Source organism: Shewanella sp. ULN5, from assembly GCF_030731885.1.
Classification (GTDB): Bacteria; Pseudomonadota; Gammaproteobacteria; order Enterobacterales; family Shewanellaceae; genus Shewanella; species Shewanella holmiensis.
In genome coordinates this window covers 14,660-38,877 of the sequence record NZ_JAPJEE010000003.1, presented here as the reverse complement: position 1 = coordinate 38,877, position 24,218 = coordinate 14,660, and the positions used below count along the sequence as shown (strand labels likewise).

The 24,218-nt window shown below is 41.0% G+C and carries 22 protein-coding genes; 12 read left to right on the top strand and 10 right to left on the bottom strand.

What is annotated here, in order from left to right:
• Nucleotides 1-30: 30 nt before the first annotated feature.
• The 3 genes from panB (at nt 31) to ORI98_RS04190 (ending at nt 2,472) form a co-directional block, all read left to right on the top strand.
• Nucleotides 31-825: a 3-methyl-2-oxobutanoate hydroxymethyltransferase gene (gene panB / locus ORI98_RS04200; protein ID WP_306134371.1), complete on the top strand. Its 795-nt coding sequence runs from the start codon at nt 31-33 to the stop codon at nt 823-825.
• Nucleotides 826-850: 25 nt separating this feature from the next.
• A complete protein-coding gene (gene panC / locus ORI98_RS04195; protein WP_306134370.1) occupies nt 851-1,696 on the top strand; it encodes a pantoate--beta-alanine ligase in 846 nt (281 codons plus the stop codon).
• Nucleotides 1,697-1,947: 251 nt separating this feature from the next.
• Complete coding sequence (locus tag ORI98_RS04190) at nt 1,948-2,472, top strand: DUF4124 domain-containing protein (protein WP_306134369.1); 525 nt, start codon at nt 1,948-1,950, stop codon at nt 2,470-2,472.
• Between the two features lie 167 nt (nt 2,473-2,639).
• Here the strand turns inward: ORI98_RS04190 and ORI98_RS04185 are convergent, their stop codons facing one another.
• On the bottom strand, nt 2,640-2,837 hold the full coding sequence (locus ORI98_RS04185) for a YheV family putative zinc ribbon protein (RefSeq protein ID WP_261297138.1): 198 nt from the start codon (nt 2,835-2,837) through the stop codon (nt 2,640-2,642).
• Nucleotides 2,838-2,978: 141 nt separating this feature from the next.
• On the opposite strand from ORI98_RS04185, the gene ORI98_RS04180 reads away from it, so the two are divergent.
• Nucleotides 2,979-4,904 (top strand): ABC transporter ATP-binding protein, encoded by a 1,926-nt coding sequence (locus tag ORI98_RS04180; protein WP_306134368.1) that lies wholly within the window; start codon nt 2,979-2,981, stop codon nt 4,902-4,904.
• A 76-nt stretch (nt 4,905-4,980) separates the two neighbouring features.
• Nucleotides 4,981-5,442: a TIGR02444 family protein gene (locus ORI98_RS04175; protein ID WP_306134367.1), complete on the top strand. Its 462-nt coding sequence runs from the start codon at nt 4,981-4,983 to the stop codon at nt 5,440-5,442.
• A 308-nt stretch (nt 5,443-5,750) separates the two neighbouring features.
• Here ORI98_RS04175 and ORI98_RS04170 read toward each other — a convergent pair whose 3' ends face one another.
• On the bottom strand, nt 5,751-7,340 hold the full coding sequence (locus tag ORI98_RS04170; protein ID WP_306134366.1) for a GMC family oxidoreductase: 1,590 nt from the start codon (nt 7,338-7,340) through the stop codon (nt 5,751-5,753).
• A 216-nt stretch (nt 7,341-7,556) separates the two neighbouring features.
• Nucleotides 7,557-8,063, bottom strand: a complete 507-nt coding sequence (locus ORI98_RS04165) for a TAT leader-containing periplasmic protein (RefSeq protein ID WP_306134365.1) — start codon at nt 8,061-8,063, stop codon at nt 7,557-7,559.
• Nucleotides 8,064-8,169: 106 nt separating this feature from the next.
• Here ORI98_RS04165 and ORI98_RS04160 point away from each other — a divergent pair, with 106 nt between their 5' ends.
• The 3 genes from ORI98_RS04160 to ORI98_RS04150 all read left to right on the top strand — a co-directional run bounded on the left by ORI98_RS04160 (nt 8,170) and on the right by ORI98_RS04150 (nt 10,418).
• Entirely contained in the window at nt 8,170-9,171 is a 1,002-nt protein-coding gene (locus ORI98_RS04160; RefSeq protein ID WP_261297143.1) for a hydrolase, read from the top strand.
• Nucleotides 9,168-9,410 (top strand): YheU family protein, encoded by a 243-nt coding sequence (locus tag ORI98_RS04155; RefSeq protein ID WP_306134364.1) that lies wholly within the window; start codon nt 9,168-9,170, stop codon nt 9,408-9,410. The genes ORI98_RS04160 and ORI98_RS04155 overlap by 4 nt, the downstream gene beginning before the upstream one ends.
• 123 nt (nt 9,411-9,533) lie before the next feature.
• Nucleotides 9,534-10,418 carry a phosphoribulokinase gene (locus tag ORI98_RS04150; RefSeq protein WP_261297145.1) on the top strand — a complete coding sequence of 295 codons (885 nt, stop codon included), beginning with the start codon at nt 9,534-9,536 and terminating at the stop codon, nt 10,416-10,418.
• 325 nt (nt 10,419-10,743) lie between these two features.
• On the opposite strand, the gene ORI98_RS04145 is transcribed toward ORI98_RS04150, so the two are convergent.
• Nucleotides 10,744-11,433 carry a tetratricopeptide repeat protein gene (locus ORI98_RS04145; RefSeq protein ID WP_261297236.1) on the bottom strand — a complete coding sequence of 230 codons (690 nt, stop codon included), beginning with the start codon at nt 11,431-11,433 and terminating at the stop codon, nt 10,744-10,746.
• 438 nt (nt 11,434-11,871) lie between these two features.
• Between ORI98_RS04145 and crp the strand changes: the two genes are divergently transcribed.
• The 4 genes from crp (at nt 11,872) to ORI98_RS04125 (ending at nt 14,945) form a co-directional block, all read left to right on the top strand.
• Entirely contained in the window at nt 11,872-12,507 is a 636-nt protein-coding gene (gene crp, locus ORI98_RS04140; RefSeq protein WP_188840258.1) for a cAMP-activated global transcriptional regulator CRP, read from the top strand.
• A gap of 86 nt (nt 12,508-12,593) precedes the next feature.
• Nucleotides 12,594-12,941, top strand: coding sequence for a PepSY domain-containing protein (locus ORI98_RS04135; protein ID WP_306134363.1), 348 nt, complete (start codon nt 12,594-12,596; stop codon nt 12,939-12,941).
• Nucleotides 12,922-13,599: a response regulator transcription factor gene (locus ORI98_RS04130; RefSeq protein ID WP_261297147.1), complete on the top strand. Its 678-nt coding sequence runs from the start codon at nt 12,922-12,924 to the stop codon at nt 13,597-13,599. Before ORI98_RS04135 ends, ORI98_RS04130 begins: the two co-directional genes overlap by 20 nt.
• Nucleotides 13,596-14,945 carry an ATP-binding protein gene (locus ORI98_RS04125; RefSeq protein ID WP_306134362.1) on the top strand — a complete coding sequence of 450 codons (1,350 nt, stop codon included), beginning with the start codon at nt 13,596-13,598 and terminating at the stop codon, nt 14,943-14,945. Before ORI98_RS04130 ends, ORI98_RS04125 begins: the two co-directional genes overlap by 4 nt.
• A 104-nt stretch (nt 14,946-15,049) precedes the next feature.
• Here ORI98_RS04125 and ORI98_RS04120 read toward each other — a convergent pair whose 3' ends face one another.
• The 6 genes from ORI98_RS04120 to ORI98_RS04095 all read right to left on the bottom strand — a co-directional run bounded on the left by ORI98_RS04120 (nt 15,050) and on the right by ORI98_RS04095 (nt 24,087).
• A complete protein-coding gene (locus tag ORI98_RS04120; RefSeq protein WP_261297149.1) occupies nt 15,050-15,850 on the bottom strand; it encodes a DUF1338 domain-containing protein in 801 nt (266 codons plus the stop codon).
• 135 nt (nt 15,851-15,985) lie between these two features.
• A complete protein-coding gene (astD, locus tag ORI98_RS04115) occupies nt 15,986-17,446 on the bottom strand; it encodes a succinylglutamate-semialdehyde dehydrogenase (RefSeq protein ID WP_261297150.1) in 1,461 nt (486 codons plus the stop codon).
• Between the two features lie 9 nt (nt 17,447-17,455).
• Nucleotides 17,456-18,475: an arginine N-succinyltransferase gene (gene astA, locus ORI98_RS04110; protein WP_306134361.1), complete on the bottom strand. Its 1,020-nt coding sequence runs from the start codon at nt 18,473-18,475 to the stop codon at nt 17,456-17,458.
• Nucleotides 18,476-18,584: 109 nt separating this feature from the next.
• On the bottom strand, nt 18,585-19,802 hold the full coding sequence (locus tag ORI98_RS04105; protein WP_306134360.1) for an aspartate aminotransferase family protein: 1,218 nt from the start codon (nt 19,800-19,802) through the stop codon (nt 18,585-18,587).
• Nucleotides 19,803-20,352: 550 nt separating this feature from the next.
• Complete coding sequence (locus ORI98_RS04100) at nt 20,353-21,495, bottom strand: HDOD domain-containing protein (protein ID WP_306134359.1); 1,143 nt, start codon at nt 21,493-21,495, stop codon at nt 20,353-20,355.
• 84 nt (nt 21,496-21,579) lie between these two features.
• Nucleotides 21,580-24,087 carry a prolyl oligopeptidase family serine peptidase gene (locus tag ORI98_RS04095; protein ID WP_306134358.1) on the bottom strand — a complete coding sequence of 836 codons (2,508 nt, stop codon included), beginning with the start codon at nt 24,085-24,087 and terminating at the stop codon, nt 21,580-21,582.
• Between the last annotated feature and the right edge of the window lie 131 nt (nt 24,088-24,218).

Sequence of the window (24,218 nt, the reverse complement as noted above, 5' to 3'; positions counted from 1 at the left end):
TATTAATTTGAATTGTTTTAAGAGTCCACTATGTCAAAAGTCACTAGTTCCACCCTAATGAAGTTTAAACAAGAAGGTAAAAAATTTACCGCATTGACTGCATATGATGCCAGTTTTGCGGGCGCCTTCGACAGTGAAGGGATTGATGTACTCTTAGTCGGTGACTCTATGGGCATGGTGTTACAAGGCCATGATGATACCCTTCCTGTTACCGTTGCTGACATTGCCTATCATACTGCTTGTGTTCGACGTGGTATTAACCGTGCGCTATTAATTGCTGATATGCCCTTTATGAGCTATTCAACACCAGAGCAAACCATGGAAAATGCTGCAAAGCTCATGCAAGCGGGCGCCAACATGGTTAAAGTTGAAGGCGGCCATTGGTTATTAGAAAGCGTTAAAATGCTTACCGAAAGAGGGATTCCTGTGTGTGCTCATTTGGGGCTAACACCTCAGTCTGTGCATGTATTTGGTGGCTTTAAAGTGCAAGGGCGTGATGCTGATAATGCGCAACGTATTTTAGATGAGGCTAAAGCATTGCAAGCTGCTGGAGCACAATTGTTAGTGCTTGAATGTATTCCTGCCACCTTAGCCAAAGCCATTACAGAAGCATTAACAATTCCTGTTATAGGTATTGGTGCTGGGGCAGACACCGACGGGCAAATTTTGGTCATGCATGACGTGTTAGGTATCTCTAGTGGATACATCCCACGCTTCTCTAAAAATTACTTAAAGCAAACAGGTGAGATTCGTAGCGCCATTCGAGCTTATATCGATGAAGTAGCTAACGGTTCTTTCCCTGCTGAAGAACACATTTTTAACTAATTATTTGTTGCAGGTTTAATTAATCATGATCACTACCGCCGCTATCGCTGACATTCGCGCCCAAGTTAACGCTTGGCGCACTAAAGGCGAAACCATTGCATTTGTGCCGACCATGGGTAATTTACATCAAGGGCATATAACACTTGTGCAGCAAGCACGTGAAAAAGCTGACCATGTGGTTGTGTCAATTTTTGTTAATCCAATGCAGTTTGGTCAAAATGAAGATCTTGACGCCTATCCACGCACGTTAGAACAAGACAGCAAAGCGTTAATCGCTGCGGGTGCAGAGTTATTGTTTACGCCAACACCAGAAATCATTTACCCCAAAGGGTTAGCCCAACAGACCTATGTTGATGTGCCTGAAATTGGTGATGAACTTTGCGGTGCAAGTCGCCCCGGACATTTTCGTGGCGTGGCAACTATCGTCAACAAACTGTTTAATATTGTTCAACCAGATATGGCCTTATTTGGTAAGAAAGATTTTCAACAATTATTAGTCATCAAAACCATGGTGGAAGATTTATCATTACCCATCGATATTATTGGTATTGATACCATCCGTGAACCATCTGGTTTGGCTATGAGTTCACGAAATGGTTATTTAACTGCACAAGAAAAAATAAATGCCGCAGCGCTAAAGCAAGCATTAGATAATATGGCAGCAAACGTAAGACAAGGTGTGGATTTAGATACCGCCACTCAAATAGCACAACAATCATTGCTTGCAGCAGGGTTTACTCCTGACTATCTTGAACTCAGAAATGCCCATAATTTAAAGCCTGCAACTGATGAGGATAAAGAGCTGGTTATTGTAGCAGCCGCTTATATAGGTAAAGCCAGATTAATTGATAACTTGACCTTTATCCGATAGCCCTCCACTGTATGCCCTGCATTTTTTTGCAATATGCAGGGCATACATCTCAATTAACCACCTATCTCATTCATATTTAACATCATGTTAACTGCGTCAATTAAAAATCCATTGTCAATAATCTGTTTTTGTCGGTAAACTGTTTCAGGCTTATTTAGCATAAATTGCTCCAAATTTTTATGCGGCAACGCTGCAATGAGCCTATACTAATTAACGGTATATCGTGGATTTACAAAAGGATATGTGGCCGCATGGCAAAAATTGTATATTTAGTGGTGTTTTTCCTCAGCCCTTCTATGGCGCTGGCTAACACTAATGCTATTTATAAATGTATGAAAGACGACAAAGTTGTTTTCAGCCATAGCGTTTGCCCTGAAGCATTTCGGCAACATAAAATTGAATATGAAAATGGTATCACCACTGAAGTCGATTCAGACAAACGTGAAACCAAAGTCGACCCACTTAGAGCCCTTCTGAACAAACAAACTATTTCAAAAGAAAAGTTAATCTTGTTACTTGACGGTGAAATTTATCGGTTAAACCAAGAAAATAGTTATTTTGAGATATTACGAGCCAGTGAAATTCAAAAATTAGATCGCAAACGTTTTTGGCAAACCAAGGCTAAAGATGACCCGAGTTATGGCCTTGAGCTACAGGAAATCAACGAGCGATTTGACCAACTTATGCTGAACAATACTAATGTGATTGAAGTATTAAACAAGCATAAACAAAAAATTGAAGGTGAAGTCACACCCGATCAACTGATGAGTCAATAATAACAGCAATTAACCACACAGCCTTTAACCACTTCTAAACTATTCTTAGTAACCTGTTACTTCTCAAAAATAGCACTATCAAAGTGAAAGTAACGGATGAGATAAATTTTCAATTTCGCTTATCTCATATCAGCAAGCAGGCTTATTGAGCGTCACCAACATATTATTTACTCTGGTTTAAACACTCCGATCATATTGCCTGTCGCCTTTTTAGGGACGGCAATATCCGTTTGTTGTTCACGATAATCACAATCGGTGCACTCTATGGTTTCTATATTATTTTCTTTAAATAATAAGATACTGTCCTTAGCGCCACATTTTGGACATTTTGCTCCAGCCACAAAACGTTTTTTTATTTTTGTCATAATTTACTCTGGTTAATTTTTATCTTGAAAGCAATACGACTATTTTGCCCTATTAGTCTTCTTGCGTCCCGCGAATGTGGGAAAAAAATGACGAATACGGTATTATCCCCCCACTTTATTTTATAGCGTCAAGTTGCATTCATGATCAGTATTAGCCAAGCCCAATTAATTCGAGGCAGTAAAACCCTACTCGACGAAACTTCTGTGACAATTTATCCAGGTCACAAGGTCGGTTTAGTCGGCGCAAATGGCACAGGTAAGTCATCTTTATTAGCCTTAATTTTAGGACATTTACATTTAGATAAAGGTGAGTTTTCATTACCCGCAAACTGGCAAATATCATCAGTCGCTCAAGAGACCCCCGCGCTTGACGTATCAGCATTAGAATACGTGCTTGATGGCGATACCGAGTTTAGACAATTAGAAGCGGAACTGGCCAAAGCTCAGGATGAAAATGATGGTAATGCGATTGCCTTAATTCATGGAAAGATTGATGCCATTGGCGGTTATGCTATTCGCGCTCGTGCTGGTGCATTGCTGGCAGGTTTAGGCTTTAATGATGCCGAACAAAATAACCCTGTTAAAAGCTTCTCTGGTGGCTGGCGCATGCGTTTAAACCTTGCTCAGGCGCTTTTGTGCCGTTCTGATCTATTGTTACTCGATGAACCAACCAACCACTTAGACTTAGATACCATGTATTGGTTAGAGGGCTGGATTAAATCTTATCAAGGCACCTTGATTCTGATTTCCCATGATAGAGATTTTATTGATGCCATTGTTGATGAAATTATTCATGTCGAAAACCACAAGCTCAACTTTTACAAGGGTGGCTACAGCGCCTTTGAACATATTCGCGCCGAACGTTTATCCCAGCAACAAGTCGCATTTGAGCGCCAACAAAAAGAGCGCGCGCATATCCAATCTTTTGTGGATCGTTTTCGCTACAAAGCCAGTAAAGCCAAGCAAGCACAAAGCCGCTTAAAAGCACTAGAACGGATGGCAGAGTTATTACCGTCCCAAGCGGATAACCCTTTTCAAATGGCCTTTCGTCAGCCAGAAGCCTTACCCAATCCATTAGTGACCATGGAACAAGTTTCTGTCGGTTATGGTGAGAAAACTATTTTGAGCAAAGTACAGCTCAACTTAGTGCCCGGCGCACGCATCGGTTTGCTAGGACGAAATGGTGCGGGTAAATCGACCTTAATTAAATTGCTATCAGGGCAACTACAGGCGCTATCAGGAAAATATGAACCCAACCCAGGTTTAAATATTGGTTACTTTGCGCAACATCAAATTGAATTTCTACAGCTTGATGATACCCCATTACAACATCTGGCTCGTCTAGCACCGAATGCCAGAGAACAAGAACTACGTAACTTTTTAGGCGGATTCGGCTTTAATGGTGATATGGCTTTATCAGCGGTAAGGCCTTTTTCTGGCGGTGAAAAAGCCCGATTAGTATTAGCTTTATTGGTTTGGCAACGCCCTAATTTATTACTGCTCGATGAGCCTACCAACCACCTTGATTTAGAAATGCGTCATGCGCTAACAATGGCATTGCAAACATTTGAAGGCGCAATGGTTATCGTATCACATGACCGTCATTTACTCCGCTTAAGCTGCAGTGACTACTACCTCGTAGACCAAGGTGAAGTAAAGCCTTTTGACGGCGATTTAGATGATTACCATCAATGGCTGTTAGATGCAGCAAAAGCGGCGCAAGCCAGTCAAAAGTCAGACAATGTAAAAACCAGCGACGTCGCTCAAATAGATAAAAAGCAGCAAAAACGCATTGAGGCAGAATTACGTCAAAAAGTGTCGCCCCTTAGAAAGCAGCAAGTAAAATTAGAAACTGAGCAGCAAAAAATTACCGACCGTTTAACTGAACTTGAAGCCACCTTAGCAGACGGCAGCCTGTATGAAGCAGAAAACAAAGCCAAAATGACTCAGGTACTTAATGAGCGAACACAGCTAACTCAAGCAATGGATGAAAGCGAAATGAACTGGTTAGATATTCAAGAGCAAATCGAAGCCATTGAACTTAGTGTTAATACTGACATTGGCTAATATTAATAACCAACAGAAACACCAAGGCTTGTACCAGCAACAAAAGCGATAAGACAGCAAAAATCAAGGAACAGAAATGGGATCTTCTAACACCACATTTTCGATGCAAATTTGGCAACAATGTGAACAACAATACCAAGTAGACCCAAAGGCCTATATCACGCTGCAAGATGATTATCAGGTTAACGTAAATTTATTGTTGTTAGCACAAAACTTAGATCATCAAGGATACTTAGTTAATATTCAGCAGTGGCAGCAATTAGCAGCTGTAATTGAGCAATGGGAAACCAATGTGCTAAAACCTTACCGTCAATTACGCCGAATTGCTAAAGCTCATCTAGCTGCCACGGAATATCAAAAAATGTTAGATGTTGAGTTGATCATGGAGCGAAAATCGCAAAAAATTTTACTGCAACAGGTCAATCTGATTCAAGGCGAGCCGCTATCAACACATGAGGGTGTGAATAATACCCATCATTATTTAAGTTTATACGGCCTAGATTGTACTCATCTGCCTCAATCTATTTCGAAGCGCTAACCCATTTCCAAGCGTTAATATCAGTCATTGTAAGCCGTCCGTGTTAACCACAACTCTAATGTGTGGCTAAATAATCGAATTCGAGTACGCCACCATCGAATTGCTCACCGGAATAGTTGAACTTACCAAAAAGATCTTGGCGCATAAACTCGTCATAACGTTAATCCGTCTATGATAAGTAAACCGAACAAAGTTAAGAGCAGCAAACAACTTTTTAATCAACATTTATTCACGGCTAGTCATCATTAAACAAAGCCAAAAAATGAAAAGCCAACAATAAGTATCGGCTCATTTGCTCAGCGGCAATGTTAACTTGCTTGAGTTAATCGCTTGGCTAACAAAGTGGCATTTCTAGCCACTAATCCATAAATAGATAACTGTGGATTTGCCCCTAAGCTGGTTTGAAACATTGAACCATCAAACACAGATAAGTTATCAAAATAATGTGATTGGCCAAAACTATCCACCATTGCTTTAGTGGTGTCTTCTCCCATGGGGCAGCCTCCCATAACATGCGCTGAAGCCACAATGGTTTTTAGTAAACCTAAATCCATCGAACCTATCACTTCCTGCGCTTGCTTCCATGAAGTTAAGAAGTCTAATCCGTCATTCATCGGCAAAACCTTTTTCGCACCAGCAGCAAACTGTAATTCAGCCATAGATAAAAATGCCTTTCTTGCCCCAGCCCAAAAACCCTCTGTTAATGGATAATCTAGGGTAAAGCCATGATCTGTTAAGTGTACTTGTCCACCAACACATTGATCATTAAAGCCGTCTCTAATAAGGGCTATAACCACCTGCAATTTATTAAAATTGGCCATTAACTGTGCATGACTCTGGCCAAAACCAATCGTTTTAGAGGCAATTAACACTGGGTGAATTGGCGCAACTTCTAACTTATAGCCTAAGTCCCCAGTCGCACCGTCATGCCAAACAAACTGATCGGAGTAAATAGATTGCGGTGCTCCGCTATGACCATTTATCTGCTCATCAAACATCGCACCTGATAATAATGAAGGGTGTAAAAAGGTTTTACCTAATAGCTGATGTGGGTCTGGCACATTTGACCGCATTAAAATGGTAGGAGTATGGATTGCACCAGCACTTAAAATATAATGTTTAGCACTAAAGGTGAGCGCCACACCGCTTGGCTTTAAACCTTCAGTTAAAGCCTGTGCCGTTAAACCTTTAACCTTATCGCCTTTATGCTCTAGACGCGTTACTTTTGCACGAGAAATTAAGGTCGCGCCCTTATTCAATGCCGCAGGAATGGTGGTAACCAGCATAGATTGCTTAGCATTTACAGGGCAGCCCATACCGCAATAACCCGTGTTCCAACATCCCGTAACATTACGCTTAATAACGGTGTGCTCCCAGCCCAGTTTTTCACATCCTTCACGTAACACGCCATTATTTCGGTTTGGGTCATACTGCCATTCTTTGATATTCAGGCGTTGTTCCATTTTTTCAAACCAGGGCAACATTTCCTCAGCTGAAGTATTGATTACTGAACGCTCAGCGGCCCAAAAATCTAGCGTTGGCTTAGGCGTTCTTATCGAGGTTGTCCAATTGATGGTGGTTGAGCCGCCGACGGTTCGACCTTGAAAGATCCCAATCCCTTTATCAGCGGTTTTCATCGCCGCTGCTTGTTGGTACAAATTAGGGTATGCGTGGCGCTCTTCCATATCAAAATCTTTAGAGGATTTAAGCGAGCCCCCCTCGATCATAATGACAGTTAACCCAGCTTCAGTCAGGATCTCGGCCGCAGTTCCGCCGCCAGCACCTGTGCCAACGATAATAACATCGGCCTCAAAATGACGATTTTGCTGCAAAGTACTGGCATCTATGTGCTGCCAACCAGATGCTAAGCCGGTCGTAATTGGATCGATTATAGCCAATTGAAGTCACTCCTTAATAGCAGAACAAATTATGGTTGCTAGGGTCTGTTGATCTTTGCTGGTTGAATTTTTAACTCGAACCCTTTGGGCAACGTTTGTTGGCCATTTCTACTGCGTTATCGACTTTTTATGTAGAATAACTACACCTCAAAGCCTCCACTTTGTATAAAAGACCAACAATTCGCTGCAAAAACAACCTTAAAAGATCAACAGACCCTAGGCATTAAGCAAAAAAGTCGGTTTTGCGTAACCTAATTTCCCCCAATGAGCAGGGCTAGAATAATAACTGGCAAGAATCAGCTCTCTTAAGCCTGTATATGCAGTGTGAACCATATCTAAATAATGAAAACGCCATTCTTCAAGCATATCCACTAACTCAATGGGGGAACGCAACATCAAAGGAGTCATACTGCCTGTGAGGAAGAGTAAACCAAGTCGGCTTTCAAGTAGGCTGAGCAATTCTTTAAGCTCAGCCTGTTGCTCATCTGGCAACACAGATATTGAAGCCTGAATGGAGTCTAAAGTGGTATCTATGGCAATCTTTCTTTGGCTTGCAACCTCAGGTAAAGCGCCATCGAGTAAAGCAGGTATTAACACACTGAATAAAACACGATAATTTACATCTTCAGGCACTGGAATGGGATCGGATGAATATAAATTGGCACCTAACGCAAGCGCAGCGGTTCCCGCAAAAGCGCTGGTCAAAAAAGTACGACGTTTCATGCGATCACCCCTATTCTTTTGTTGTGAGATTTTTATCTGTGTTAAAGTGATATGAATAGTATTTAAACACACGTTTAAACTTTCACAAACACTCATAGAATGACGCATGCCGACAAAAAGCCTTTTTACGCCACCATGGTGGGCCGCGAACCCGCATATACAGACTATTTTGCCCTTTATATTCAAAGTGGCCAAACCAGATATTTTCCGCCAAAGACAGGAGCTTCCAGACGGCGACTTTATCGATTTAGACTGGTCCGGTACCCCACAAAATGGTGAACCCATTTTGGTGATAAGCCATGGATTAGAAGGCAGTACAGAATCGCATTACGCTCGCAGAATGTTAGTTGCGGCTAAGCAAGAGAAATTATGTTCGGTTGTGCATCATCATCGTAGCTGCTCCGGTGAGCCAAATCGTCTGGCGCGAAGTTATCACAGTGGTGATTTCAACGATCTTGCATTCACGTTGCAACAACTCAAAACCTATTACCCTGACTCACCATTATTTGCCGTCGGTTACAGCCTTGGCGGCAATGTATTAGCCAAATACCAGGGAACGACCCAAAATGATAGCTTACTGGATCGAGCGGTTGTGATATCTGCACCGTTAACACTCAGTGCCTGTGCTAAAAAGCTTGAAAAAGGCTTTTCTAAAATTTATCAAACACATTTAATTAGCCGTTTACAGAAAAAAATGAGCGAAAAACTCGATAATAATGATTTAGTCGCGCAAATGCCGCTAAGCAAAGCGGAATTAAAACAGCTGAAAACCTTTTATCAATTTGATGACAAAGTCACTGCACCTTTGCATGGTTTTAACGGTGTAGAGGATTATTACTTACGCTCGAGTGCATTAGGGTTATTAAAACATATCAGCAAGCCAACCTTAATCATTCATGCCAAAGACGACCCCTTTATGACTGAAGCTGTTATCCCAACTCAAGATGAATTATCAACTAGCATTCGTTATGAACTGCATGATAATGGCGGCCATGTAGGGTTTATTGATGGCGGCTGGCCATGGAAACCAAGCTACTATCTTGAAAAACGAGTACTCACATTCTTACTTGCTAAGCAGCCTGAAACCTTACAAGGTGATAACCAATGATTATTCCCTATGAAACACTACTGGGGTTAGATACAGAAACGCTAAACAATGTGATTAAAGAATACTTACTGACTCAGGTAGAAGATGGCAGCTTTAGTGAATTTAATAGCCAACCACTGTCAGGCATGATTATCCAATGTAAACAGGCCTTAAAAACAGGCGAGCTTGTCGTCGAATACAGTGAAGATGACGAATCGATTGCTATCAGACACAGACAAAACATCGTGAATTCAAAATAATAACTCGACCTAATATTGACCAAAAGGTCTTAACTACCGTATAAATGTTAGTCCAACGACTACATTGCATTAAAAAAGTGCCATGTAAAACATGTTTATCATTATGATTTCTAGGCAGGAACAATGTCAGCTAAACACCCTATTATTGCTGTAACGGGCTCATCTGGCGCCGGCACAACAACAACGACAATGGCTTTTACGCATATTTTTCGCCAATTGGGGATAAACGCAGCCTTTGTTGAGGGTGACAGCTTTCATAATTTCACCCGTGCTGAGATGGAAGTGTTAATTCGCAAGTCTCAAGCTGAAAATCGTAATATTAGTTATTTCGGTCCAGAGGCAAATAACTTCGTAAAACTTGAAGAATGTTTTACCAGCTATAGCGAAACTGGCACTGGTAAAACCCGCAGTTATTTACACACGTTTGATGAAGCAGTGCCCTTTAACCAAATGCCAGGTACATTCACCCAGTGGCGAGATTTACCTCCTAATACAGATATGCTGTATTACGAGGGTTTACATGGGGGTGTAGTCACAGATGATGCTGACGTAGCAAAACATGTTGACTTGCTGATTGGTATGGTACCGATTGTTAACCTAGAGTGGATCCAAAAGATTATTCGTGACACCAATGACCGTGGCCATAGTCGCGAAAAGGTCATGGGATCCATAGTGCGCAGTATGGATGATTATATTAACCATATGACGCCTCAATTCTCTCGTACCCATATTAACTTTCAACGAGTGCCTACCGTCGATACATCTAACCCTTTTAGCGCCAAAGACATTCCAAGTTTAGATGAAAGCTTTGTGGTTATTCGTTTTCGTGGGATGAACAATGTTGATTTCCCTTACTATTTAAGCATGATCCAGGGTGCATTTATGTCTAGAGTAAACACTTTAGTCGTCCCCGGGGGGAAAATGTCTCTTGCGATGGAATTGATCCTGACACCATTGATTAAAGATTTAATGGATAAACGGATTGAACTTGAAAAACTGGATGACTAATGCTGCTTAACAACATCACTATGACTCAATTGTTATACCTATTTTCTACCAAAGTATCGGTTAAATAGGTGAGTGTAAGCTATTGCCTTGTCAGAATAAAATGTAATGCGGATACATTTTTATAGATTATGGTTTATGCAGTAAACAACGATTAATGAAGACTTAAGTTTGCATTAAGCTAGTTATATTATTCTACCGCTATCGGGACTTCAGGCGAAAGAACGATAGCTGATATGCTCATGTGTTAATTCCCCCATATTTATCTGTTAGCACCTTGAGCATATTGGCGTTTAATTCACTTATCTGCCTTCCATTTGTGTTCATCTTAATCCAGTAGCGGGATTACCTCACGGTAAGCTTGATTATTCTCGTACTGCTGTAATCGCTGTAAAAATTCATCACTTTTAGCCACTTCTGGGTAAAGCTTTAAGGCATCAATGGCCTTTTTCTGAATGCTCACAGCTTGCGTAAAATCACCAAGTTCAGCATAACCTGCCGCTAAATTGTCCAGTATAGTTGGATCGCCTTGATTGGCTTCAAGCAGTTTAAGAGACAAACTCACCGCTTTTGAACCATCACGATATTCAGATTCTGGGCACGTTGCCAAAATCCATGCGACATTCCCCAAAGAGACATCATCTCCAGCAGTACCAAACTGGGTCAAAGCTTTACCACAATTACGCTCAATACCATCACCGCCAGCAGCATAAATAAAGCCTAAACGAAAATTAGCCCATTTGTCACCTTGCTCACTCATTGCCAAATACCATCGCTCAGCTTTTAACAGATTACGCGGCACTAACTTGCCTTCAAAGGTTAAATCGGCGATCGTTTGCTGGGCTTTTAAATGTTGCTGATTAGCGGCCTGTTCAACCCACATAAACCCTTCAGGAATATTAGTTTCGACAAACCGTCCCGACAAATACATTAATCCCAATAAAAATTGAGCATCAGCATCACCTTGGGCAGCCTTTAATTGAATATGAACGACTCTAGATTGTGTTTGTGAGGCCATCGTTTGCGGCAGTGTAAATGCTTGTACTTGAGGTAAAATCACCCCATACAATACGGCACAACTTAATCCTATTTGAAATAACTTCTTCACATTAACCTCGATAACGACAGCAACCACAGACTAAACATAAACCATCTGAGACTTGTAATACAACAAAGTATCATAGAACATTCATCATTGATTAATGATAATTAATATCAATACTAAAAATCGCTCTTACATAAATGCTTAGGTGAAATGATTGTGATTTTGACCAGACTATGACATTTTAATTGACCTAACGCCCAAATATGAGCAAATAAATCTAAAATTAAGCTAGTTAATATAGAATGCCGTATTACTAAATTCGATCTCCATCAAAGTTTTACCTTAGTAAACAGCGTAAAATGCTTAATTAGAGATTACTTACTTACTTTTTAATCAATCGAGGAATATACAATGGCTCTGATTGGTAAGCCAAAACCTGATCCAACATTGGAATGGTTTCTGTCACACTGTCACATTCATAAATACCCAGCAAAAAGCACATTAATTCATGCTGGTGAAGATTCTGATACCTTATATTATATTGTTAAAGGTTCCGTTGCCGTATTGATTAAAGATGAAGAAGGTAAAGAAATGATCCTGTCTTATCTCAATCAAGGTGACTTTATCGGCGAGCTAGGTCTGTTTGAAGAACAAGCTGAACGTACTGCTTGGGTTCGTGCAAAACAAGCCTGTGAAATTGCTGAAATCTCTTACAAAAAGTTTAAGCAGCTGATCCAGGTTAATCCTGAAATTCTGATGAAATTATCTGCTCAAATGGCTTACCGCTTACAAAGCACTAGCCAAAAGGTCGGTGATTTAGCTTTCTTAGATGTTGCTGGTCGTATCGCGCAAACATTATTACATCTTGCTAAAGAGCCTGATGCAATGACTCACCCTGACGGTATGCAAATCAAAATTACTCGCCAAGAGATTGGCCAGATTGTTGGTTGCTCACGTGAAACTGTAGGCCGTATCTTAAAGATGCTTGAAGAGCAGAATTTGATTCAAGCGCACGGTAAAACAATCGTGGTTTACGGTACACGTTAAGTTAAGCTTCAGCTTGATTTAAGCCAAGATTATTAAAGTGGTGGCAGTTTATCTGAACACCACTTTTTTTATGTCTTGGAGTGAGTATGTCCTTGTTTATCACTATAGGCTTATTTAGTCTTAGTACATTAAACACCCACTTAGTTGACGCCCAACAACTATTTGAAGTGGATCATGACCATGTGCAACAATTGGTCAGCCAAGGCCATATCCGTTCTTTAAATGAAAGTCTCAATTGGTTAGCGCAATATTGTGATGTTCAGCTAATAGATGCACAGCTGTTCCAACACAAGAATACGTGGCGTTATGATCTACAATTACAGTTAAAACAAGGCCACACTGTTAATCTGCAATTTGACGCAAAAAGTGGTACTCTCAATTCGTTAACTCAATTACCTAGTGAATGCACCCAACATGAAACTGCTACTCGTTGAAGACAATCCACTTTTAGTGGCTGAACTTGAAAAGCAACTCAAACAAGCTGGTTATGTTACCGATGTAACAGACAAGGCCGTTGAAGCCGATTACCTCATTAAAGAAACTCAATACGACTGTATTATTCTTGATATTGGCTTGCCTGACGGTAATGGGCTTAATTTAGTCACCAGTTGGCGCGAGAAAGGCATAGAAACACCGGTTATCATGCTCACCGCACGTTCACAATGGCATGAAAAGGTCGAAGGTTTTAACGCTGGAGCTGATGATTACTTAGGTAAACCTTTTCACGCTCAAGAATTACTCGCACGCATTCAAGCCTTGATTAATCGGGCCCACGGCCGTGCGAATAGCGCGTCAAAACAACTCAGTTTTGCTGGCGTAACCTTAGATGAAGCTGAGCAAAAAGTGATTGTTGCAGAACAGGAATTTGAATTGACGGCGATGGAATTTAGATTGTTAAAAATCTTTTTAATGTCGCCTAAAAAACTACTTTCAAAAACACAGCTAACCGATAAGCTGTATCAATTTGATGATGAAAAAGAAAGTAATGTTGTTGAAGTATATGTCACCCATCTGCGTAAAAAGTTAGGTAAAACCACAATAGAAACACGACGGGGACAAGGATACATATTCCACGGCATAGTAGAACAATGATTTCCATTCGTTCAAAGCTCAGCCTCTGGCTGAGCGGTCTTGTTATTTTAAGCACCATCATAGGTTTAATGCTATTTGAATCTATGCTTAGAGAAGCTTTTCACGACTCAATCATTAATCGTCTTGAAGAAGATTTAGAACATGTCATTCTGGCCACACGGTTACAGGATGGCGAAATCGAAATCGACTCTCGCCAACTGTCTAGCTTTTACAAACCCGCCTATTCAGGCCGTTATTACCAACTCAACTTACCTAATCAAGTAATTCGCTCACGATCGCTGTGGGATGTAGAACTTGAAATAGCACCATTAGCTGATTCAGAAAAAAGGGTATGGCAAGCAAAAGGTCCTAAGAATAATGATATGCAGCTGCTATCTATTGGCATTGGGTCTGAGGCCACGCCTAATACGGCAACCTTAACCGTAGCGCAGGACTTGAGTATCGGTAGGCGCGTTTTCAGTGAAGTATACGGCACTAAATTAGCCATCAATATTGGCATGTTATTGGCCATGATCTGCGGTATTTTTGTGATACTAAGGCAATCATTTAAGCCTGTAAAAAAAATCCAACAATCGTTAGCAAGATTAAGGCAGGGGGAAATCAGTGCCCTTGATACTCTGCAGATACCATCTGAAATTCAACCACTAGCAGAAACCTATAATCAATTACTCGACTACACCGCAAAACAAATAGAACGCAGTCGTAATAATCTAGGTAACTTAAGCCATGGGTTAAAAACCCCATTAGCGATCATGCAGCAGCAAGTAGAAGCGCTTGGGCTAACCGATCCTGACGCCGCGATTGCCATGCAACAGCAGTTAGATCAAATCAGAAAAATGATCGAACGTAAGCTTGCAGCTGCTAGAGTTACAGGTGATATGCTTCCTGCAGCACAAATGACAGTAAATAAAGACTTTACTAGCTTAATTAGCACGCTAAATAAAGTTTACCGTCATAAAACCATTTCTGGAGAGCTCGTTAACGCTCAGCAATTATCGAGAATTCCAATACACAGAGAAGATGGCATGGAGCTGTTTGGTAACCTATTGGATAATGCATTCAAATGGGCAAATTCAAACGTACAAATATCGCTTAGAAAGCAAGATGGTCATGCAATTATGATCACGGTTGAGGATGATGGCCCAGGTGTACCACAGGATCAGTTAGCGCTACTGACAGCACGAGGGACGCGTTTAGATGAAGACGTCATGGGACACGGATTGGGATTATCTATTGTGAAAGAAATTTGTGACCAGTATGGATTTTCACTGCAGTTTAGCGCAAGTGAACTGCTATCAGGTTTAGCGGTTACCGTGATTATTTCGCAAACTAAATCGAGTATTTAATTGCGCTATACCTGGCTAATAAAAAAGCCTCATCAGCTATAAATGACAAAGATGAGGCTTAACGTTTCATGCAGCATCGTAATGACACTTTACCATTTAATGATTTACATCATAACATTGGTGCTTTCAAAAATTTTGTCCGCTGATGCAGCCACAAACCCTGTGTAAAGCTTGCCATTCTCCATCGGATAACGACGGGCAAACTCATAAAAACAACTTGGGATCTCTGCATCGCCGTCAGTAAAGCTCACGACAACTTTGTCAGCCATGGTTGAAGATTGTTCTAATAACACTTCAGGAGTCCCTTTAATCTCACCACCCGATGCATTCAATACAAATCCAGCATCTTTTAATGCCTGATTCACATCTTCTATACGCTCAAAATCAGGTAGATCATTTATAGATACAGTGAAGTGGTTAGCACGATAACCAATTGCTGCTACCCATGCGGCATATTCGCTTTCAGCCAATAAAGCCTGATACGTGGCTTTATCTAATTGCCAATGACGACCAGAATAAATAAAGTTATCAGCAACCAAAGCCGACTCATCAACCTGGTCAATAAAACCATTAATGGTCTGTTGTAATTCAGGACTAAATTCTTCTACTAATAGCTCAGAAATAAACACTTTAGGTTGTGTTGGATCTGGATGTTCAAAATGTTTAGCCACTAGCTTTTTCTGCTCAAACTTATAATCACCGCAATCAACATAACCAATGGAAGTAAAATGTTTAGCCAGTACACTTAAGTTTACTTTAGCAATGTTAAAGGTACGTAGTGCGATATGATCATTGATGATCGGTGCACCTTTACCGAGTAATTGATGAATTTTTGCAGCAGATGGGGTCATTTTTATATAGTCTTGCCACATAGCAGCAAACAACGTGTTCACGTCAGTATGCATGGTTAAATCCTTCTAAAAGCAGATTAAAATTGAATTCGGGTAATCGTAATCTGATGTTTCAAATTTAAAGGCGCGTTAAGGGCTAACTTAACGCGCATAAGCTACTGCCCCTAACAATGCTAGGGTAAAATGCAGTTAAATCGATAAACCTGGGCTTAAGCTTGCTGGTAAGCTCACACTATCAGCTTCCATTGATGCGACAGGATAAGCACAATAATCAGCAGCATAAAATGCACTTGCTCTGTGGTTGCCTGAAGCTCCAACACCACCAAAAGGTGCTGCGCCAGATGCGCCAGTAATCTGCTTATTCCAGTTAACAATACCCGCACGGATCCGAGCTAAGAAGTAATCATAATCATCACGGCTATCGGCCAATAAACCTGCAGACAAACCATAACGGGTATCATTTGCTAGGCGAATGGCTTCATCAAAATCACTGTAGCGAACCAATTGTAATAATGGCCCGAAATACTCATCATCTGGTAATTTATCAATAGCCGTAACGTCAATCAGTCCTGGTGACACTATGCCTGTGCCCGCTTTAACTTGTTGAAGCTCAATTAACGATACCCCACCTAACGACTGCAATGTAGCTTGCGCTGCAACCATTCCGCGGGCGGCGGTTTCTGAAATCATCGACCCCATAAACGGTTGTGGCTGACTATTCCATGCGCCCACTTTAATTTGTTTTACAGCCGCAATTAGCTGAGCAATTAACTCATCGCCTTCTGCGCCTTGTTCAACATACAAGCGACGTGCACAAGTACAACGTTGACCAGATGAAATATAAGCAGATTGGATAATGTCGTGAACAGCCGCTTTTGTATCGCTTACGCCTTTAATAATTAAAGGATTATTACCACCCATTTCTAGGGCTAAAATCTTACCCGGATGACCTGCATATTGCTGATGCAAAATATGGCCTGTGCGAGAGCTACCGGTAAAGAATAATCCATCAATTTGTGGATGAGAGGCCAGCGCTTTACCCGTTTCAACTTCACCTTGAACCAAGTTAATAATGCCAGCAGGTAAGCCTGCTTTTTCCCAGCATTTAAGCATTAACTCAGCCACTTTTGGGGTTAATTCTGACGGTTTAAAGACAACAGTGTTACCCGCTAACAAAGCTGGCACAATATGACCATTTGGTAAATGGCCTGGGAAGTTATACGGTCCAAAGACCGCAACAACACCGTGCGGCTTATGACGCAATACCGCTCGTCCTGCTGGTAAATCGTTGGTTTCAGTACCGGTACGTTTATCATGAGCCTGAGCAGATAAACCAATTTTTCCTATCATGGCACCGGCTTCAGTCGCGGTTTCCCATTGTGGCTTTCCGGTTTCTTGAGCAATTGTTTCGGCAATTTCAGCTTTATGGGCTTCTAACTGATCACGATAAGCTTCAACAATCGCTAAACGGCCTTCATAGCCAAGCATAAACCAATCAAACTGAGCTGCACGAGCCGCTTCTACTGCACTATTAACCTGAGCTGCTGTAGCGGTTTTCCCCTGCCAAATCACTTCGCCATTTGCAGGGTTGGTGGATTGAACATCATGACCTTCGCCAGCAAGCCATTGACCTTTAATAAATTGAGTCATCGTATTCTCCTACAATGAAAGCACACGAATTTGTTGACCATTTTCAACCATCAAGCCCTGGGCAAGTTCTGGTGATAGGACAACGTTATCATGTTCATCAGATATACTAAGCTTAGCCGCGGTTGCGCGATAATCTGCTAGCTTGGTATTTGAAATAATAAATGAGGTGTCGGTACGAGGCATTTTGCCAATTTCAACGGTCAATAAACGGCTACGTTTAACAGATTTAATATCCGTTAAACTACATTCAACCGTTGGGCCACCATCAAAAATATCGACATAATTTCTAAATTTGAAACCTTCCGCTTGCAATAGACGCAATGCAGGTTTGGTATTGCTATGAACTTCGCCAATCACGTTTTGTGCTTTTTTAGGTAACATACACACATAAACAGGACTGCGAGGCATCATTTCTGCCATAAACGCTTTCTTACCTAAACCTGACAGGTAATCGGCTTCAACAAAATCAATCCCAAGAAAATGTTTTTGTAACCACTCATAAAAAGGAGAGTCGCCTTTTTCATCACTTACGCCGCGCATTTCAGCAATGACAGTTTCGCCAAAACGATGCTGATGTTGAGCGAGAAACAAAAAGCGAGAACGGGATAACATGCGACCGTTATTCCCCTTACGATAAGCGTCTTTTAAAAATAAAGTACATAACTCCGCAGTACCGGTGTAATCGTGGCATAGCGTGAGTGTTTCAACTTCATTGCGAACGGCAATTTGCTTTGAGTGATAAACTTCAGTCCCTAAGCGGTAATTGTAGAACGCGTCTTCCATTCCGACTGCGGCCTCAATACCACAAGTGCCAACCACTTCTTTTGTAGTGGTGTCTTCAAGGACCATTAAATAGCCTTCATCGAATGGCTTTTTAACGTCTTTAGTAAAAGATGCTTCAGCCCTCGCAATCTTTGAACGCAGTAAATCTTCATTTACTGGTAAAGAAGTGAATCCATGGCCAGACTCTACGGCAATGCCGTAAAGCGCTTCATAATCACTGGCACAGATCGGACGTATGATTAACATCTAAATCTCCTCATGGTGTTAAAAATCAAGGCGTTAACAAGCATGCAAAACGCCTTTATCTAACACTGACCCAAACAAAAAGAGCGCAAGTAAATGCGCTCTTTATGTATTAACCTGCAACTACTTTGGCAACTGCACGTTCAAAACGCGCTAAACCTTCAGCAATATCAGCCTCTGGGATCACTAATGAAGGAGCAAAACGAACCACGTTGGCACCAGCCATAAGGGTCATAACGCCCTCTGCAACTGACGCAACCAAGAAATCACGACTGCGGCCTTCATACTTTTCATTAAGTACCGCACCTAATAACATGCCTTTTCCACGCACTTCGCTGAAGACATTGTATTTAGCGTTAATAGCAGCAAGACCATCGCGGAATAATTGCTCACGGTGCTTAACACCCTCTAATACTTCTTTGGTATTCACAACATCCATTACCGCATTACCGATAGCACAAGCTAATGGGTTACCACCGTATGTTGAACCATGAGTACCAATTTTAAGATGTGCGGCAATTTTAGCTGTTGTTAACATTGCTGCGATTGGGAAGCCACCACCTAACGCTTTAGCGCTAGTTAAAATATCTGGAACAATGTCAGTACCCATATAAGCAAATAATTCGCCTGTACGGCCTACACCCGTTTGAACTTCATCAAAAATAACCAATGCATCATGCTTATCAGCTAAGGCACGAACCGCTTTTAAGAATTCAGGATCACCATTGATGATACCGCCTTCACCTTGTAAAGGCTCAAGCATAATGGCACAGGTTTTGTCAGAAACAACGGCTTCTAATGCTGCGATATCGTTAAATGGTACGTGAGTGATACTTTGTGGTTTAGGGCCAAAACCATCAGAGTAAGCAGCTTGTCCACCTACAGTCACAGTAAAGAATGTACGACCATGGAAAGCTTTATCAAACGCAATGATTTGATCTTTTTGAGCACCGTGGTTATCTAAAGCGTAACGACGGGCAAGTTTCAATGCCGCTTCGTTCGCCTCTGCACCAGAGTTTGCAAAATAAACACGTTCAGCAAATGTGGCGTTGACTAATTTAGTGGCTAAAGTAAGTGCTGGCTCGTTAGTCATCACATTAGATAGATGCCAAAGTTTTTCGCCTTGCTCTTTTAATGCTGACACTAATGCAGGATGACAATGTCCTAAACAGTTAACCGCAATACCACCTGCAAAATCGATAAACTCGTTACCGTCTTGATCCCAAACACGGCTACCTTCCCCTTTAACAGGAATTACCGCTGCAGGCGCATAATTAGGCACCATTACTTCATCAAACTGGGCACGGTTAAGATTCATTTCAACAGTCATTCAATTTCATCCTTTATTTTTATAAACGGCTGCAAAGCCGCTAAATATCGTCGTTTTCATTGTTATTTAATCGGGTAACGACGAATGCTTGTATAACTTATTAACCATTATTAGCGAAAATGTGATCAAAATACCAGTAATCGCCAATTAACTTCTGTTAAGACGTATCGAAAACTGAATAAAGATTGATAAAAATGGCAGATTAAAGCGCTTTAACAGGAGCAATAGAGCATAAATAGTCATAAAAAAAGTTATTTGAACGCAAAATGGGTAGCAATTCATCAAAAATGAATAATTACACAAAATTAACATCGTTATATGCACTGTGGAATAATATTTTTACTTAACTCAATTCAACGTTAATAGAACGATTAATTGGATAAACGTCACTCACAACATATGAGCATTTGAGTGATCCAAAAGGTATTAGAAGATAAAGCCTAGTAAAACGGCATCTCTAGCAAATAACCGATTGTTTAATGATCGTTTATAAACTTGCTTTAAGCATAAATAACTCGAGTTAAGCTTAGTTTTCCTAAACCCTGGTTAGTTAGGCTAAATCCAGTTTTCGATAGTTTTGTGCTTTAAGTCGAATCAATTCTTGCGGCGTGAACTCATAATAATCCAGTAAGACTTTGCGCTCCTGAGGCTCAAGTAGCTGGTGCTCTTCTAATAATATAATTTTGGCAAAACAGCTGGCTTTGGCAACAATAGCGGCATCAATCGATAACTCACTAAAATGGTAATCTTGATCTAACTCTTTTAGTACTTTTGTAATCGCACTGTCGCTAAATTCAAGCTGCTCAAGTAACTGCCAATTTAGATGATGCCCATGCTCCATCACATGATTAAAGATTTGCTCCGCAGGAAACTCTGTCGCCATTACCGCATCATAAACCTCTTTATCACGGCTGTGGCTAGCTTCTCGTAACCAGTTGCCCCAATGTTTCTCAAACACTTTAACACTGCTACTCAGAATGACTGAAGTCCCTAACTGATAAAGCAAGGCACAGGTATAACTGACGTGAGTTGGACGATTATGCAGTTGTGCTAAGGCTTGTGCAGCGATCGCGGTAATCATGCTATAACGCCATAATTTACGTGTGGTCCAAAGTAAGTTTGCATGACCACTTGGAAGCCAGTGCCGACTACAAAAATATGGGATTAATAATCGCAGGTTTTCAAGACCAATATAATTGAGTATCAACTTAATATCAGTGACTTGTACATCAGATGTTTTAGGGCGACGATGTTTAGACGCCGGACTATTAATCAGGGTAATTAAATCCCGAGACAGCCAGGATATACTGGAAATAATGGGTCGGATCCGACCAAAGTTAGGATCTTTGTCAAGCAGTAGATCAAGCAGTAATATCTGCCCTTCTTGCACACCAGAATGTGTTAATAGCAAATCTGGTGAAGCCAATTTATGCTCAATGCTGTTATTGACGGTTTCGGTTAATTGATTAGAAATAGCCTTAAAAACAGCCAAAGCTTTAGTCTGTTTATCTAATCTAACTTGAATGGCTTGGCGTTCAATATCAAGTTTATTGGCATCAGCTTCCAGAGTCTCATTGATATCATCTTCCATGGCAGCAGCCTTGTGCTTACCCACAATAAGATGTTGATATAAACGCCGCTCAACTTCTATCAACTTACCTGGACGAACCCCACCTGCTACCGATACTGCCACGCAATTAAACCTTATCTATAATAATAGTAAACATAATAAAAATTAAGGCCTCCTAAAGGAAGCCTTAATTGATCTAACAAAGATTTATTTTTTTAACTCTTGCTCAAATAGCTTATATATTCGACGATATTCATCAAGCCAGCTTGACGGCTGTTTAAAGCCATGCGGTTCAACCGGATAAATTGCCGTTTCAAACATCGGCTTTTCCAATTCGATTAAACGTTGTACCAAGCGTACGCTATCTTGGAAGAAAACATTATCATCCAACACACCAGTCATAATTAATAACGGCTTTTGCAATCCGTCAGCATGTTCAATCGGTGAACTACGCTCATAGGCAATAGGGTCGATGTCTGGTGTATTAAGGATATTAGAAGTATACGGTGCATTATAATGTGCCCAATCCGTAACAGGACGCAATGCAGCGCCAGCCTGGAATAATTCAGGTTCATTAAATAGTGCCATAAAGGTTAAAAAGCCACCGTATGAACCACCATAAGTACCTACTTTAGCGATATCAACATTGGCATTATTTGCCATCCAAGACACACCATCTTTTAAATCTTCCACTTCAGGTGTGCCCATATTACGATACACGGCTGTTCGCCAGTCGCGGCCATAACCTTTTGAACCACGAAAATCCATATCCATCACCACATAGCCCTGTTGCGCTAACATGTTATGGAACATAAATTCACGAAAATAACCTGAAAAGCCGTAATGGGCATTTTGTAGATAACCCGCACCATGGTTAAAAATCACTGCTGGGTATTTATCAGCACCTTGTGCTTCAAAGCCTTCAGGTAAATACACTCTAGCGTAAACTTCACCCGCGCCATGGTTAGAAGGCACAGCTACTACTTGAGGGGCTTGCCAAGCATATTCCTTGAACGCATTACTTGTGTAATCAGTTAATTGCGAAAGTGTTCCACCAATGGGCTGAATATATAGCTCATTTGGTGTGATCAGCGACGACGCATCCAGTAATAACGATTGTCCATCAGGGCTTAATACATACGATAACGTGCCAAACCAGTTTGTCAGCTGTTCAATTTTCCCCGATGCAATTTCTACACGATAAACGTTATAACTTCCGGGATGGTCAGCATTGGCTCGATACACAATATGCTTAGCGTCTGGCGATAATGTGACATCATCAACCACAAACTTACCTTGAGTCAGTGCTCGTGCTTTTTGGCCGACTGTTTTTACATATAAATGTGAGTAGCCTGTTTCTTCTGATAAGAAATAAAAGCTGTCGGAGTTCGGCAGCCAACCATATTGATTAAAGTTATAATTAACCCATGCATCGTCATGTAAACGATGTTCGGTAGTTAACGAGCCTTTATCTAGATTTACTGATGCTATCCAGCGGTCTTTATTGTCAACAGCTTCAATCATAACAAGCAGTTTATTTTCAGTTGGATGCCATTGAACCGCACTTTGGTTCCACTCCCAATCCTGCATTAATTGAATTAAACGCGGTGATTTTTTGCTTTCATACTTTTCACCTTTTGCCGCAGCATTTTCTTGTTTAACGTCAGCAAGTACATCTTCATCAAAGCCTGTTAACCCTTCGATAGTAATGTCTTTTTTTACATGTTCGGTTAAATCAAGCAACACCAGTCGTTGACCAGGAAACTTATCCTCAGCCACTCTAGCTCTTGCAGGTACAGCATCCACATAACCATCTTGTCCAAGATAGTTTGGCATAATGTCGTGTTCAGCGCGCCAAGTATAATTTTTATCTGTTAATGCCAATAAGGCATAGCGACCATCTGCTGATAAACTGATGTCAGAAACCACTTCAGCATCACCTAAATACCATGTCTTAGCTGCAAAGCTAGGATCAACCTCTGCTAACTGCTGCTGGTATTGTTGTTGTGCTTTGGCATTATTATGCTGCAGTGCAACATATTCGATTAAACGATGTTGCTGCTTAGCAATATAAGAGCTTGGATCTTCGATTGGTTTAGGCTCATTTGCCATTTGGATATTAGCAATCTGCTCGATCAGGCCTGATGACTGATGTAAACGGAAAATATTATTTCCCTGCCAATAAGCTAAATCACCATTAGAAAGAAAACGTACACCGCTGATGGCTGTATTTTGTTTAGTAATTTGTTTAATTTCACCATCAACTAAATCTTTAACAAAAAGGTTCCCCTGATACAGGTACGCTTTTTTTGTGCCAGCTAAATTAACTACCGCGTTTTTTTGATCGGCTAAATGCAGCTGGTCTACATTCAGTTTGCTGGCCGCTTTTTGATTAACACCTTGCTGATAATAATCCGCTACAGGCGCTTGATGTGCTTGGCGTTTAAAATATATGGACTGACTATCGTCAGACCAGTAAGCGCCTTGAGCAAAAATCCCCAGCCAATCAGGATTAGCCATGATTTGGTTTAACGTTAATGGCTGTTCTGCTTTTGGTGGCTGTGCTAAGGGTGCTTGAACTGTTACGTTATTGCTCATGGTATTTGTTTGAGCAGGCGTTTGTGCTGTAGCACTACAGCCGCTAACAAGTGCAAGCGTCAAGGCACTAAAAGCAAAACGACGTAAGAAAGGCGAAGTGATCGCAAAACCAGACATAATTATCCCTATAATGAAGATGTTATTATTTTAGGGCTACTTTATAGCACAATTGTATACAAGGTTTCGCGCAGAATTATGTGGAAAGTTGTAACAGAAAGACTTTAGAAATTGTATTTTAAAACTACTTT

Bases quoted from the DNA above. Each gene is read 5' to 3' on its own strand.
- ORI98_RS04160 (WP_261297143.1), top strand. From the start codon at position 8,170: ATGCCGACAAAAAGCCTTTTTACGCCACCATGGTGGGCCGCGAACCCG.
- crp (WP_188840258.1), top strand. From the start codon at position 11,872: ATGGCTCTGATTGGTAAGCCAAAACCTGATCCAACATTGGAATGGTTT.
- ORI98_RS04150 (WP_261297145.1), top strand. From the start codon at position 9,534: ATGTCAGCTAAACACCCTATTATTGCTGTAACGGGCTCATCTGGCGCC.
- ORI98_RS04135 (WP_306134363.1), top strand. From the start codon at position 12,594: ATGTCCTTGTTTATCACTATAGGCTTATTTAGTCTTAGTACATTAAAC.
- panB (WP_306134371.1), top strand. From the start codon at position 31: ATGTCAAAAGTCACTAGTTCCACCCTAATGAAGTTTAAACAAGAAGGT.
- ORI98_RS04165 (WP_306134365.1), bottom strand. From the start codon at position 8,063: ATGAAACGTCGTACTTTTTTGACCAGCGCTTTTGCGGGAACCGCTGCG.
- ORI98_RS04105 (WP_306134360.1), bottom strand. From the start codon at position 19,802: ATGACTGTTGAAATGAATCTTAACCGTGCCCAGTTTGATGAAGTAATG.
- panC (WP_306134370.1), top strand. From the start codon at position 851: ATGATCACTACCGCCGCTATCGCTGACATTCGCGCCCAAGTTAACGCT.
- astA (WP_306134361.1), bottom strand. From the start codon at position 18,475: ATGTTAATCATACGTCCGATCTGTGCCAGTGATTATGAAGCGCTTTAC.
- ORI98_RS04130 (WP_261297147.1), top strand. From the start codon at position 12,922: ATGAAACTGCTACTCGTTGAAGACAATCCACTTTTAGTGGCTGAACTT.
- ORI98_RS04180 (WP_306134368.1), top strand. From the start codon at position 2,979: ATGATCAGTATTAGCCAAGCCCAATTAATTCGAGGCAGTAAAACCCTA.
- ORI98_RS04120 (WP_261297149.1), bottom strand. From the start codon at position 15,850: ATGCATACTGACGTGAACACGTTGTTTGCTGCTATGTGGCAAGACTAT.
- astD (WP_261297150.1), bottom strand. From the start codon at position 17,446: ATGACTCAATTTATTAAAGGTCAATGGCTTGCTGGCGAAGGTCATGAT.
- ORI98_RS04125 (WP_306134362.1), top strand. From the start codon at position 13,596: ATGATTTCCATTCGTTCAAAGCTCAGCCTCTGGCTGAGCGGTCTTGTT.
- ORI98_RS04095 (WP_306134358.1), bottom strand. From the start codon at position 24,087: ATGTCTGGTTTTGCGATCACTTCGCCTTTCTTACGTCGTTTTGCTTTT.
- ORI98_RS04175 (WP_306134367.1), top strand. From the start codon at position 4,981: ATGGGATCTTCTAACACCACATTTTCGATGCAAATTTGGCAACAATGT.
- ORI98_RS04185 (WP_261297138.1), bottom strand. From the start codon at position 2,837: ATGACAAAAATAAAAAAACGTTTTGTGGCTGGAGCAAAATGTCCAAAA.
- ORI98_RS04155 (WP_306134364.1), top strand. From the start codon at position 9,168: ATGATTATTCCCTATGAAACACTACTGGGGTTAGATACAGAAACGCTA.
- ORI98_RS04190 (WP_306134369.1), top strand. From the start codon at position 1,948: ATGGCAAAAATTGTATATTTAGTGGTGTTTTTCCTCAGCCCTTCTATG.
- ORI98_RS04145 (WP_261297236.1), bottom strand. From the start codon at position 11,433: ATGGCCTCACAAACACAATCTAGAGTCGTTCATATTCAATTAAAGGCT.